This is a genomic window from Streptomyces sp. NPDC057694, assembly GCF_042799415.1.
Classification (GTDB): domain Bacteria; phylum Actinomycetota; class Actinomycetes; order Streptomycetales; family Streptomycetaceae; genus Streptomyces.
This window is the reverse complement of record NZ_JBHVIX010000006.1, coordinates 134,112-147,107: the sequence shown is the minus strand read 5'-3', so window position 1 is coordinate 147,107 and position 12,996 is coordinate 134,112. Positions and strand designations below refer to the sequence as shown.

The following is a 12,996-nucleotide window of genomic DNA, read 5'->3' as shown; positions in this document are numbered from 1 at the left end:
GGGGGGGGGGGGGGGGGGGGTGGGGCCGGGGGGGGGGTGGTGGGAAAAAAAAGAGGGGGGGGGGGGGGGGGGGGGGGGGGGGGGGCCCCCCCCCCCCCCCCCCCCCGGCCCCCTCACAACCAGGACATACTTGTATGCGCACGACCATGAAGATGAGCAAGAAGACCCTGTTCGCCGTCGCCGGTCTGGTCTCGGCGGCCGCTCTCACACTGACCGCCTGCGGCAGCGGTGACGGCGGCGACAAGCCGGTGACCGAGGTGTCCGCCGAGGCCGGTTCGCAGAAGGCCGCGACCGTCCTCGACAAGCCCTTCGAGAAGCCGGACCTGGTCCTCACCGACACCCACGGCAAGAAGTTCGACCTGCGGGAGCGGACCAAGGGCAGGCCGACGCTGATCTACTTCGGCTACACGCACTGCCCCGACGTCTGCCCGCTGACGATGAGCAACCTCGCCGTCGCCAAGAAGTCCCTGTCGGCCGCCGAGCAGAAGAAGCTCCAGGTCGTCTTCGTCACGACCGACCCGGACCGGGACACCCCGGCCGTGCTCGGCAAGTGGCTCAAGGCGCAGGACCCCGACTTCATCGGCCTGACCGGCGACTTCGCCACCATTCAGGGCGGCGCCCGCACGATGGGCATCTCCATCGAGCCGACGCAGAAGGACAAGAACGGCAAGCTCGTGTCGATGCACGGCACGCAGGTCATCGCGTTCTCGCCGAAGACCGACGCCGGGTACGTCCTGTACGGCGAGGACGCCACCGCCGACGACTACACCAAGGACCTGCCCAAGCTGGTCCAGGGCGCGAAGCCGTGAGGCGGGCCCCGCTGGCGCTCGGCGCCGTGGTGCTCGCGTCCGGGCTCGCGCTCGCCGGGTGCGGCGGCTCGTCCTCCGGCAAGCCGGACGTGAAGGTCGAGGACGCGTTCATCCCCGAGCCCGCGTCCGGCGACATGGCGGCCGGGTTCTTCGTCGTCCACAACGGCGGCGCCGCCGACACCCTCACCTCGGTGAGCAGCTCCGTCGCCGGCGACGTGACCATGCACAGCACCAAGAACGGCGTCATGCGCGAGCAGGAGTCCTTCGCCGTGCCCGCCGACGGCACGCTGGACTTCGAACGGGGTGGCAATCACCTCATGTTCGAGAACCTCAAGCGAAAGCCGAAGGAAGGCGACAAGGTGACGGTGAAGCTCCACTTCGCCGAGTCCGGGACCGTCGAGGTCCGGTTCCCGGTGAAGGCCGCCACCTACAACCCGTCCGCCGCTTCGTCCACCTCGTCGTCGCACGCGTCTCATTCGTCTCAGTGAGGGGCTGACCCGTACGTGAAGACCATCGCTCCCCGCTTCCGGCACCTGATACTGCTGTTTCTCGCCGTCACCGGCGCGCTCCTGGCCGGTGCCGCCCCCGCGTCCGCGCACGCCGCGCTGACCGGGAGCGACCCCGGGCAGGGAGCGGTGGTCCAGCAGGCGCCGAAGCAGGTCTCCCTGACCTTCTCCGAAGAAGTCGCCATGTCGAGCGGCGCGGTGCGCGTGCTCGACCCGTCGGGCAAGCGCGTCGACAACGGCAAGGTCGGCCATCCGAAGGGCACGACCTACACGGTGGGCCTGCACGCGGGACTGCCCGACGGCACGTTCACCGTCGCCTACCAGGTCGTCTCGGCCGACAGCCACCCCGTCTCGGGCGCCTATACGTTCTCCATCGGCGCCCCCTCCAAGACCTCCGCCGTGATCGCCGACCAGAACGCGGGCGGGGGAGTCGTCGGCACGCTCTACGGCGTCGGGCGCTACGTCTCGTACGCGGGCTTCGTGCTGCTCGTCGGCGGCGCCGCGTTCGTGCTCGCCTGCTGGCCGCGCGGGGCCGCGATCAAGCCGGTGCAGCGGGTCGTGGTCGGCGGCTGGACCGCGCTCACCGCGGCCACCCTCGCCCTGCTCCTGATGCGCGGCTCCTACACGGGGTCCGGCAAGGTCGGCGACATCTTCGACATGACGCTGCTCAGCCAGGTCCTGCAGACCAAGTCGGGCGCCGCGCTCACCTCCCGGCTGCTGCTGCTCGCGGCGGCGGCGCTCTTCATCGCCGTGCTGTTCGGCGCCTATGTGAAGCGGGCCGAGGACGGTGACAAGAAGGAGATCAAGGACCTCACCTTCGGTCTCGCCGTCGGCGGCGCGGTCGTCGCCGCCGGGCTCGGCGCCACCTGGGCGATGGCGGAGCACGCCTCCACCGGCATCCAGGCGGGGCTCGCTATGCCCGTCGACGTGTTGCATCTGCTGGCCGTCGCGGCCTGGCTCGGCGGGCTGACGACCCTGCTCGTCGCGCTGTACCGGGCGCCCTCGATCGAGGCGTCGGCGGTGCGCCGGTTCTCACGCGTCGCCTTCTGCAGCGTCGTGGTGCTCGCCGCCACCGGTCTGTATCAGTCGTGGCGGCAGGTCGGCTCGTGGTCGGCGCTGACCGGGACGACGTACGGGCAGCTGCTCCTGGTCAAGATCGGGCTCGTCGCCGTGCTCGTCGGCATCGCCGGGATCTCCCGCCGGTGGACCGGCCGGATCTCCGCGACGGCCGCTCCCGAGGCCGCGTCCGCAGAGGCCGAGGAGGCCGCGTCCGGAGAGGCCGTGTCCGACTCCGAGAAGACCGAGGAGAAGGTCGAGGAGAAGGAGCCGGTCTCCGTCGCCGCGGGGGGCCGCGGCGACGATCCCCGGCGCGCCGCCCAACTCGCCCGGCAGCGCGCCGCGATGACCACCGCCCGCGAGAAGCGCACCCGCGACGCCGACCCGCACCGCTTCGGCCTGCGGCGCTCGGTGCTCGCCGAGGCGGGCGTCGCGGTCGTGCTGCTGGCCGTCACCACGGTGCTGACCTCCACCGAGCCGGGCCGCACCGAGGAGGAGGCCAAGTCCGCCACCTCGGCCGCGCAGACACAGTCCGGGCCGCTCTCCCTCAAGGTGCCGTTCGACACCGGCGGCGAGGACGGCAAGGGCACGGTGCTGCTCGACATCGATCCCGGCCGCACCGGCGACAACACCATGCACGTCTACGTACAGCGGCCGAACGGCAAGGGCTTCGACGTCCCCGAGGTGAAGGTCGCCTTCACCCTGAAGGCGAAGAACATCGGGCCGCTCGCCGTGACGCCCGACCGCATCGCCACGGGACACTGGAGCGCGAGCGGCGTGCAGATCCCGGTGGCCGGCGACTGGAAGATCGAGGTGACTGTGCGCACCTCGGACATCGATCAGATCACTGTCTCCAAGAACGCGAAGATCGGCTGAACCACCCATGGCTGACATCCAGGCTGACTCCGAGAGCCGTACCGGAACCCCCGCGCCGACCTCCGGCATCACCCGGCGCCGGCTGATCGGCACGGCGGGCGCGACCGGCGTCGCTCTGGGCGCCGTCGGCGCGGGCGCGGGATACGCCGTGGCGTCCTCGAACTCCCCCGAGCAGCCGACGGCGTTGACGTCGCTCGGTGCCGACGCGGTGATGTTTCACGGGAAACATCAGCCCGGCATCACCACTCCGATGCAGGCCCGCGGCCATCTCGTCGCCTTCGACCTGGCGGCGGGCGCGGGCCGCAAGGAGGCCGCCGCGCTGCTGCGCCGCTGGTCGGCGACGGCCGAGCGGCTGATGGCGGGCGAGCCGATGACGTCCGGCGACACCGATGTCGCCCGCGACGCGGGCCCGTCGTCCCTCAGCGTCACCTTCGGTTTCGGGCACAGCTTCTTCTCCCGTACGGGGTTGGAGAAGCAGCGCCCGGGCGCCCTGGATCCGCTGCCCGACTTCTTCTCCGACCACCTCGACAAGGCGCGCAGCAACGGCGACCTGTGGGTGCAGATCGGCGCCGACGACGGGCTCGTCGCCTTCCACGCCCTGCGCGCGATCCAGAAGGACGCGGGGGCGGCGGCCAAGGTCCGCTGGCAGATGAACGGCTTCAATCGTTCGCCGGGCGCAACCGCCCAGCCGATGACGGCCCGCAATCTGATGGGCCAGATCGACGGCACCGACAATCCCAAGCCGTCCGAGTCCGACTTCGACAAGCGGATCTTCGTGCCGGCGTCGGGCTCCGCGCAGTCCCCGGCCTGGATGGCACACGGCTCGTACGCCGTGGTCCGCCGCATCCGGATGCTCCTCGACGACTGGGAGAAGCTGTCGACGACGGCGCAGGAGGCCGTCATCGGGCGCAAGAAGTCGACGGGCGCCCCGCTGACCGGCGGCACCGAGACCAGTGAGATGAAGCTCGACAAGACGGATGCGAACGGCGACCTGGTCGTCCCGCTCAACGCCCACGCCCGCATCAGCCGCCCCGACCAGAACGGCGGGGCCGCGATGGTGCGCCGGCCGTTCTCCTTCCACGACGGCATCGACGCGGACGGCGTCCCGGACGCGGGCCTGCTCTTCGTCTGCTGGCAGGCGGATCCGCTGCGCGGCTTCGTCCCCGTGCAGCGCAAGCTCGACCGGGGCGACGCGCTGTCGTCGTTCATCCGGCACGAGGCGAGCGGACTGTTCGCGGTGCCGGGCGGCGCGGACAAGGGCGGGTACGTGGGACAGGCGTTGCTGGAGGGGTGACGCTCGTTGCCGGAGGGGTGACGCTTCCCTGAGCCGGGCGGGGCCGGGCCCCATTAGGGTGACCTCATGCCAGCCAGCTATGCGTACCTCGGTCCCGAGGGCACCTTCACCGAAGTCGCCCTGCGCACGCTCCCCGAGGCGGCCACCCGGGAGCTCCTGCCCGTGGTGTCGGTCCCGGCCGCGCTGGACGCGGTCCGCAGCGGCGAGGCCGAGGCCGCGTTCGTGCCGATCGAGAACTCCGTCGAGGGCGGCATCACCACCACGCTCGACGAGCTGGTCGCGGGCGCACCGCTGATGATCTACCGCGAGGTGCTGCTCGACATCACCTTCGCGCTGCTCGTGCGGCCAGGCACGAAGCTCGGCGACATCAAGACGGTCACCGCGCACCCGGCCGCGCAGCCGCAGGTCCGCAAGTGGATGCAGGCCCACCTGCCCGACGTGACCTGGGAGTCGTCGGCGTCGAACGCGGACGGGGCACGGCTCGTACGGGAGGGCCGGTTCGACGCCGCGTTCGCCGGCGCGTTCGCGGCCTCCACGTACGGGCTCGAACCGCTGGTCACGGAGATCCACGACGCGGAGAACGCGCAGACCCGGTTCGTGCTCGTCGGCCGCCCGGCCCGGCCCGCGGCCCCGACCGGCGCGGACAAGACGTCGGTCGTCATCTGGCAGCGCGAGGACCATCCCGGTGCGCTGATGGAGCTGCTCCAGGAGTTCTCCATCCGCGGCGTCAACCTGATGCTGCTGCAGTCCCGGCCGACGGGGAAGGGCATCGGCGACTACTGCTTCGCGATCGACGCGGAGGGGCACATCTCCGACCGCAGGGTCGCCGAGGCGCTGATGGGCCTGAAGCGGGCGTGCCCGCAGGTCCGTTTCCTCGGCTCGTACCCGCGGGCGGGCGTCGCGGTCTCCGAGGTACGGGAGCCGCGTACGGGGACGTCGGACGGCGAGTTCGTGGCGGCGTCGGACTGGCTGGCGCGCTGCCAGGACGGCCGCTTCTAGAGTCCCGGGCCCGCGCAGCCGGATCCGGGTTCTCCACCGCCGGGTCCGGCTCTTTACTGTTGCCGCACCCGGTCCTACCTGCAGATTTTCTTCATCCACAAGAGTTATCCACAGGTGACCTTCTCGACCTGGGGACAAGTCGACAGGAAGGTGCCGCATGGTCGACAAATCGCCCTACAGCACCCAAGATCGTCCACAACCCCGCACGTCACCCCTCGTCCACTCTTTTCCCTTGATCAACTCTTTGGAGTGAAGCGTTTCCACCCGAAAGTGAACATGGAGCGGGTTTGGGTAGGGAATCTTTCGCGATGCATGCGGCTTTCGGAACGATCACTTCCGTCATCCACAGTTCTTTCTCACAGCCTGTGGATAACCCGCCGGGATCACACATTCCTGTGGACAACCCGCTCCCAAGTCCCGCTCCCCACAAGGGAGTCGGGTCAAGGAGTGCAGGCCACATGCCTCCTTCCGGGGAAAGCGGCTGATTTTATTGACGCACGGCCGCATGCCGTGCGGCGGCTTTTTACGTGCCACTTCCGCCCGTAATTCACATTCCGGCAAATAGGGCATAAAGCAACGCATCGGATATCGGGTCGTGGGCCGGAACCGCGCACCGGTAGCCTGGAGGGGTGATTGACCTTCGCCTGCTCCGTGAGGACCCCGACCGTGTTCGCGCCTCCCAGCGCGCCCGTGGAGAGGACGTCGCGCTCGTCGACTCCGTCCTGTCCGCCGACGAGCGGCGCAGGTCGTCCGGGCTCCGCTTCGACGAACTCCGCAACGAGCAGAAGACGCTCGGCAAGCTGATCCCCAAGGCCTCCCCCGAGGAGCGCCAGGAGCTGCTGAAGAAGACGGGCGAGCTGTCCGCCGCCGTGAAGGCGGCCGAGGCCGAGCAGCGCGAGGCCGAGGAGGAGTCCCAGCGCCTCGCTCTCCTGCTGGGGAACATCGTGCACCCCGACGTCCCGCGCGGCGGCGAGGAGGACTTCGTCGTCCTGGAGACGCACGGCACGATCCGCGACTTCGGCGCCGAGGGCTTCGAGCCCAAGGACCACCTGGAGCTCGGCGAGTCGCTCGGCGCCATCGACGTCGAGCGCGGCGCGAAGGTCTCCGGCTCGCGCTTCTACTACCTCACCGGCGTCGGCGCCCTCCTCGAGCTGGCGCTGGTCAACGCGGCGATCGCGCAGGCCTCCGAGGCCGGCTTCACGCCGATGCTGACCCCCGCCCTGGTGCGCCCGCGCGCCATGGAGGGCACCGGCTTCCTCGGCCAGGCCGCGGAGAACGTGTACCACCTGGAGAAGGACGACTACTACCTGGTCGGCACCTCCGAGGTCCCGCTCGCCGCGTACCACATGGACGAGATCATCGAGGCGAACCAGCTGCCGCTGCGCTACGCCGGCTTCTCGCCGTGCTTCCGCCGCGAGGCCGGCACGTACGGCAAGGACACCCGCGGCATCTTCCGCGTGCACCAGTTCGACAAGGTCGAGATGTTCTCGTACGTCCACCCCGACGACGCGGAGAACGAGCACCAGCGGCTCCTGGAGTGGGAGAAGCAGTGGCTGACCGCCCTGGAGCTGCCGTTCCAGGTGATCGACGTCGCCACCGGTGACCTCGGCTCCTCGGCCTCGCGCAAGTTCGACTGCGAGGCGTGGATCCCGACCCAGGGCAAGTACCGCGAGCTGACCTCGGCCTCGAACTGCAACGGCTTCCAGGCGCGCCGCCTGTCCATCCGGATGCGCGACGGCAAGAAGGTGCAGCCGCTGTCGACGCTGAACGGCACGCTGTGCGCCGTCCCGCGCACCATCGTCGCGATCCTGGAGAACCACCAGCAGGCCGACGGTTCGGTACGGGTCCCGGAGATGCTCCGCCCGTACCTTGGGGGACGCACCACCCTGGACCCCAAGTAAGCGCAGACCCCGGCGGGCCGCGGCACTCCGCGGCGGCCCGCACCTGCACACCTGTACAGCCTGGAGCCGAACGCCACGTGAGTCACCCCGCTCCCCCCGCCCCCGCCTTCCCGTACAAGCTCGTCGCGACGGACCTCGACGGAACGCTCCTGCGGCCCGACGAGACCGTCTCCGAGCGCACGCGTGAGGCACTCCTCGCGGCGACCGCGGCGGGCGCCGCGCACATCGTCGTGACCGGCAGGGCGGTGCCCTGGACCCGCCACATCCTCGACGACCTCGGCTACGAGGGACTCGCGGTGTGCGGCCAGGGCGCGCAGGTGTACCACGCGGGGGAGCACCGGCTGCTCACGTCCGTGACGCTCGACCGGCAACTGGCGGGCCTCGCGCTCTCCAAGATCGAGGCGGAGCTCGGCCCGCTGGCGCTCGCCGCCAGCCGGGACGGGCTCGACGGCGAGGTCATCGTCGGCCCCGGCTACGAGGTGGGCGAGGGACACCTCCCGGCCATCCCCTTCACGGACGTCTCCGAGCTGTGGGCGGCGCCGCTGAACAAGGTGTACGTGCAGCACCCCGGCCTCACCGACGACCAGCTCGCGGAGGTCGCGCTCGCGACGGCCGGCGATCTGGTGGGCGTCACGATGGCGGGCGAGGGCATCGTGGAGCTGCTTCCGCTGGGCCTGTCGAAGGCCACGGGCCTGTCGCTGGCGGCCCGCCGGCTGGGCGTGAAGGCCGCGGAAACCATCGCGTTCGGCGACATGCCCAACGACATCCCGATGTTCGGCTGGGCGGCCCACGGCGTGGCGATGGCCAACGCCCACAGCCAGCTCAAGGCCGTCGCCGACGAGGTGACGACGTCCAACGCGGACGACGGCATCGCGGTGGTGCTGGAGCGCCTGCTGGGGGCCTGATCCCCGCCCCGCCAGGGGCGCGGGGAACTGCGCGAGCAACCACACACGACGCGCACTCGGCAACCAACCGGGACCGCCAACGGCTAGCAGCCACAAGCAGGCCGCAGGCCTGCCAACGCACCGGCCAAACCGGCGCAGCGTACTTGCGGAGGATGCGCGGATCGAACGCGCGCGGGGCTACCAACCCCGACGACGGCTTAGCAAGCCGCTGCCTTACCACTCGGCCAATCCTCCGGGTGGGCGGCCCACGCGCCGCAGAGGGCGCGTGCTCGAAGCGGCCGCCCCGGGCAGCGCCCCCAGGGGCAGGGTTCGACGGAGTGCAGTGACTACTCCGGAACCCGCCTCGGGCTGCCCTGTCGGGAGCTCGACGGACTACTGATCAACATCGTCGCGCTCCTCTCCCAGTGGACGGGCGCCGGTGTCCGAGCGGAACCGGCGCGGTGACACAACTACTGTGCTCCGCCGCCCGGTTCACCGCCACCGAATTAATGGCCGCTGATCACCGGCGGCGCCACTTCCTGCGCCGCGCCTTGCTGAAGAACCATCCCGCCGGAGGCTTGTCGGACCGCCAGGGCTCCGGCTCGGGGGCTTCCCTGCTCCACCGGGCCGTGAGCATGCGGGCCCGCGCGGACGGCTCGGCCGTCTCCGCGTCGCGTATGAAGTCGGCATCCAGGACCACGTCGTCCCAGGCGTCGTGATCGGCGGCCATGGCGGGTCCCTCCTCGGGTGTCGTATCAGGGTGACGGGTACATATCGGACGGCGCACCCTCCCACCAGTGTGCAAGTGGGAGGGTGAAAGCGGCGTGAAGACCGGAGCGGGGCCGGGCCTACTCCTCCCCCGCCAGCGTCAGCGACCGCAGCTTCTGCCCCGCGTACCAGGTCGCCAGCACGGTGACGCCCACCAGCAGCACCGTCGCGAGCGGCAGCCCGACGTCCGAGGTGACGAGGTCGCCGCCGGTCACCTTGTGGGCGACGGCGAGGGACCACTGCTGGACGCTGAGCGTGCGTGCCCCGGCGACCAGCGAGCCGAAGAGCGCCTCCCAGACGAGGGCGTACACGAGGCCGAAGACGACCGCGTGCCGGGTGACCGTGCCGAGCAGCAGGAAGATCGCGGCGTACGCGATCGAGGCCACGAGCGCGGCGACCGTGTAGGCGACGGCGATCTGCTGCCCGTTCCCGTTCAGGATCAGGCCCGCGATCAGTGTCGGTACGGCCGAGAACACCATGGTCACGGCGACGGCGACGATCAGCTTGGTGAAGATGATCGTGGGCCGCTTGACCGGCTTGGAGAGCAGATAGACGACCGAGCCGTCGTCGATCTCGGGGCCGATCGCGCCGGTGCCCGCGATGACGCCGATCAGCGGCACCATCGTGGCGAGCGCGAACCCGCCGAGCACGTCGGCGGCGGTCTGGTCGTCGGCTCCGGTGAGCCCGCGGACCAGGCCGGAGATCACGATGAGCAGCAGGGGCAGCGCGAAGAGGATGAGGGCCCGGCGGCGGCCGAGCAGGGCCCGGTAGGTGAGCCGGGCGACAGTGGGGTCGTACATCAGGGCCTCCTGTGCCGTGACTAGGCCGCGACCAGATAAGAGAAGACGGACTCGAGGGACTCGTCGGACGGCGAGACGGTGAGCAGGCGGATGCCGTGCTCCCGCGCGACCTTCGGCAGCAGCGCCGTGAACCGGCCGAAGTCGACGGCCTGGATGCGCAACGCGCCTTCCTTCAGGTCGACTTCGATACCGGCCGTCGACGGGTCCGCGATCAGCGCGGCCGCCAGGGCCCGGTCGTCGCTGGAGCGGACCAGATAGCGGTGCGGCCGGTCGGTCATCAGGCGGCGGATCTTGCGGAAGTCACCGCTGGCCGCGTGCCGGCCGGCGACGATCACCTCGATGTGGGAGGCCAACTGCTCGACCTCTTCGAGGATGTGCGAGGAGAACAGCACCGTGCGGCCCTCGCCGCCCATGCGCCGCAGCAGGTCCATCAGCTGCATGCGCTGCCGCGGGTCCATGCCGTTGAACGGCTCGTCCAGGAGCAGCACCGACGGGTTGTGGACGAGTGCGGAGGCCATCTTCACGCGCTGCCGCATGCCCTTGGAGTACGTCGAGATCTTGCGGTCCTGCGCGTACTCCATCTCGACCGTGGCGAGCGCCGCTTGCGCCTCCTTCTTACCGAGGCCGTGCAACTCGGCGTTGGCCACGACGAATTCGCTTCCCGTGAGGAAGTCGTACATCCCCTCGCGCTCGGGGACGATGCCGATGTGGCGGTAGATCTGTTCGTTGCGCCAGATCGCCTGGCCGTCGAGCGTGACCGTCCCGTTCGACGGGGCGAGGAAGCCGCCCATCATGTTGATCAGCGTGGACTTTCCCGCCCCGTTCGGCCCGAGGAGGCCGGTGACGCCGGGGCCGATGGTCATCGTCACGTCGTTGACGGCGACGACGTTGCCGAACCACCGGGAGACGTGGTCGATTTCGATGGCGGTCACAGTCCGACCTTCCGGTAGCGGCGCATCAGCAGGCCGTAGGAGCCGGCGATGAGTCCGAGGACGACGAGCAGATAGACCACGCCCTGGCCTGCGGAGGGGCCGTGCACTCCCGGGAAGGCGGACGTGGCCCCGAGGAAGGCGGTCTGTACGCCGTCGATGAGGGTGATCGGGGAGAACAGTCCGAGCCAGGACACCGCGCCGCCGTTGTCCTGCGCGTCCGCGATCGCCTGGACCGTGGAGACCGCTCCGTAGGAGATGGTCAGGACGGCGATGACGGCGGCGATGCCGAAGCCGCGGCGCGGGGTGATGGCGGAGACGACCAGGCCGATCCCGGCGAAGAGCAGCGACAGCAGCAGCACGGACACCAGTCCCTGGCCGAATCCCTTGGTCTGGTCGGTGAAGTCGAGCTTGGCGAGCAGAGCGCCCACGTAGAGGACGATCAGCGGCGCCGCCGTGAGGATGAACAGGGCGGACGCCATGGCCGCGTACTTCGCCGCCACGTAGTCGACGCGCTCGATGGGGCGCGAGAAGTAGAGCGGGACCGTCTTGAAGCGCAGGTCGCGGGAGACGGCCTGGGGTGCCTGGGAGGCGACGTAGAGGCCGATCACCGCCTGGAGGACGATCGCGTAGCGCGTGTAGTCGAGCGGGAGGTCCTTCGCCTTGGTGGCGACGGCGACTGCGACCATGATCAGCGCGGGGACGCACATCACGACGAAGAGCAGCATCGGCAGCACCTTCGACTTGGCCGAGCGGCCCAGGCCGTACGCGCCGCGCAGGCTCTGCGAGAAGAGCGAGCGCCGGGCATAGGCGCGGCCCAGGCGCGGGCCGTCGTAGTGGCGGTAGCCGATGTTGTGGATCTGGGTGCTCAAGGGCTCAACGCTCATCGCGCGGGCCTCCCGTCTGCTGTGCGGCGGCGGTGGCGGCCCAGGCCGCGGCGCGCTCGGTGACCGGCTCCTCGGCGGCGGCCCCGGTCGCGGCCTCGGCCGTGGGCCGGAAGACCTCCGCGATGTGGTGCCTGCGCTGCTCCATGCGGACGAGGCCCAGGCCGAGGTCGGCGACGACGTCGCGCACGATGTCGTACGTCTCGTCTCCTTGCGCGGTGATGAGCACCGTGTGGCCGGCGCCGGGCAGCTCGCCGCCGGTGCTGGTCTCGATGCCGCGCCGGGCGAACGCCTCGCGCAACGCGCCGGTCCCGTCCGGATGTTCGTCGCTGTCGGTGACCTCGATCGCGAGCGTCGCCGTGGACTGGGTGAAGTCAGTCGTGGAGCTGGAGCGCAGCAGCTTGCCGCCGTCGATGACGACGACGTGGTCGCAGGTGCGCTCCAGCTCGCCGAGCAGGTGCGAGGTGACGAGCACCGAGATGCCGAAGTCGCTGTGCACCCGACGGATCAGGTCGAGCATGTCGTCGCGGCCGACCGGGTCCAGGCCGTTCGTCGGCTCGTCCAGGAAGACCAGCTGCGGGTCGTGGACGAGGGCCTGGGCCAGCTTCACGCGCTGCTTCATGCCCGTCGAGTAGCCGCCGATGGGGCGGTAGCGCTCCTCGTACAGGCCGACGTGGCGCAGCGTGTCCGCCGTGCGCTCGCGCGCCGCGGTGGGCGGCAGGCCGGACATGCGCGCCATGTGGACGACGAACTCGGTGGCCGAGACGTCGGGCGGCAGGCAGTCGTGCTCCGGCATGTACCCGACCCGCTCGCGGATCTCGGCACCCTTCGTCGCGACGTCGAGCCCGAGCACCTCGGCACGGCCCTCCGTCGCCGGGGACAGACCCAGCAGGATCTTGATCATGGTGGACTTGCCGGCTCCATTGGCACCCACGAGCCCGGTCACTCCGGGCCCGATGTCCATGGTCAGCCGGTCAAGCGCGGTCACCCGTGGGAACCGCTTGCTCAGGCTTTCTGTCGCGATCACAGTCACGTCTTCGAAGGTAGTGGCGCACGCCACACGAGACGTCAGACCAGGGTGTCGACCTCGTATGAGACCTGAGTATTACGGGTCCGTAGGGGTCATCCCCGAGTAGCCCCTCGGGCCCGGGGCGTTCACCCGCCCCGGGGAGCGGCGTTGTCCACAACCCGGAGGTTGTCCACAGATGTGCGCAGGCCCCTTGACGTCGCCGTCAGCCATTGTCACATTCATCAGTGTCAAGTTACGAGCGCGTACGGCGACGGCCCCCC

The 12,996-nt window shown here is 70.3% G+C and carries 12 protein-coding genes and 1 tRNA gene; 7 read left to right on the top strand and 6 right to left on the bottom strand.

Annotated features, from left to right (window positions below; translation table 11 throughout):
* The first annotated feature begins 152 nt into the window (after positions 1–152).
* The 7 genes from ACFVDP_RS16885 to ACFVDP_RS16855 all read left to right on the top strand — a co-directional run bounded on the left by ACFVDP_RS16885 (position 153) and on the right by ACFVDP_RS16855 (position 8,346).
* Positions 153–809, top strand: coding sequence for an SCO family protein (locus ACFVDP_RS16885; protein WP_383490423.1), 657 nt, complete (start codon positions 153–155; stop codon positions 807–809).
* Positions 806–1,297: a copper chaperone PCu(A)C gene (locus ACFVDP_RS16880; protein WP_383489913.1), complete on the top strand. Its 492-nt coding sequence runs from the start codon at positions 806–808 to the stop codon at positions 1,295–1,297. Before ACFVDP_RS16885 ends, ACFVDP_RS16880 begins: the two co-directional genes overlap by 4 nt.
* Positions 1,298–1,312: 15 nt before the next feature.
* Positions 1,313–3,247: a copper resistance CopC/CopD family protein gene (locus ACFVDP_RS16875; protein WP_383489911.1), complete on the top strand. Its 1,935-nt coding sequence runs from the start codon at positions 1,313–1,315 to the stop codon at positions 3,245–3,247.
* Positions 3,248–3,254: 7 nt separating this feature from the next.
* A complete protein-coding gene (gene efeB, locus ACFVDP_RS16870; protein WP_383489909.1) occupies positions 3,255–4,541 on the top strand; it encodes an iron uptake transporter deferrochelatase/peroxidase subunit in 1,287 nt (428 codons plus the stop codon).
* Between the two features lie 66 nt (positions 4,542–4,607).
* A complete protein-coding gene (gene pheA, locus ACFVDP_RS16865; protein WP_383489906.1) occupies positions 4,608–5,540 on the top strand; it encodes a prephenate dehydratase in 933 nt (310 codons plus the stop codon).
* 629 nt (positions 5,541–6,169) lie between these two features.
* On the top strand, positions 6,170–7,441 hold the full coding sequence (gene serS, locus ACFVDP_RS16860; RefSeq protein ID WP_383489903.1) for a serine--tRNA ligase: 1,272 nt from the start codon (positions 6,170–6,172) through the stop codon (positions 7,439–7,441).
* A gap of 77 nt (positions 7,442–7,518) precedes the next feature.
* On the top strand, positions 7,519–8,346 hold the full coding sequence (locus ACFVDP_RS16855) for an HAD family hydrolase (RefSeq protein WP_383489900.1): 828 nt from the start codon (positions 7,519–7,521) through the stop codon (positions 8,344–8,346).
* A 146-nt stretch (positions 8,347–8,492) separates the two neighbouring features.
* On the opposite strand, the gene ACFVDP_RS16850 is transcribed toward ACFVDP_RS16855, so the two are convergent.
* The 6 genes from ACFVDP_RS16850 to ACFVDP_RS16825 form a co-directional block, all read right to left on the bottom strand.
* Positions 8,493–8,580, bottom strand: a tRNA-Ser gene (locus tag ACFVDP_RS16850).
* A 265-nt stretch (positions 8,581–8,845) separates the two neighbouring features.
* Positions 8,846–9,055, bottom strand: a complete 210-nt coding sequence (locus ACFVDP_RS16845) for a hypothetical protein (protein WP_383489898.1) — start codon at positions 9,053–9,055, stop codon at positions 8,846–8,848.
* A 118-nt stretch (positions 9,056–9,173) separates the two neighbouring features.
* The gene (locus ACFVDP_RS16840; protein WP_383489895.1) at positions 9,174–9,893 is read right to left on the bottom strand and encodes an ABC transporter permease subunit; all 720 of its coding nucleotides are present in this window, start codon (positions 9,891–9,893) and stop codon (positions 9,174–9,176) included.
* 20 nt (positions 9,894–9,913) lie between these two features.
* Complete coding sequence (locus tag ACFVDP_RS16835; protein WP_383489893.1) at positions 9,914–10,825, bottom strand: ABC transporter ATP-binding protein; 912 nt, start codon at positions 10,823–10,825, stop codon at positions 9,914–9,916.
* Positions 10,822–11,709 carry an ABC transporter permease subunit gene (locus tag ACFVDP_RS16830; RefSeq protein ID WP_383489890.1) on the bottom strand — a complete coding sequence of 296 codons (888 nt, stop codon included), beginning with the start codon at positions 11,707–11,709 and terminating at the stop codon, positions 10,822–10,824. The genes ACFVDP_RS16835 and ACFVDP_RS16830 overlap by 4 nt, the downstream gene beginning before the upstream one ends.
* Entirely contained in the window at positions 11,699–12,739 is a 1,041-nt protein-coding gene (locus ACFVDP_RS16825; protein ID WP_383489888.1) for an ABC transporter ATP-binding protein, read from the bottom strand. The genes ACFVDP_RS16830 and ACFVDP_RS16825 overlap by 11 nt, the downstream gene beginning before the upstream one ends.
* Positions 12,740–12,996: the final 257 nt, after the last annotated feature.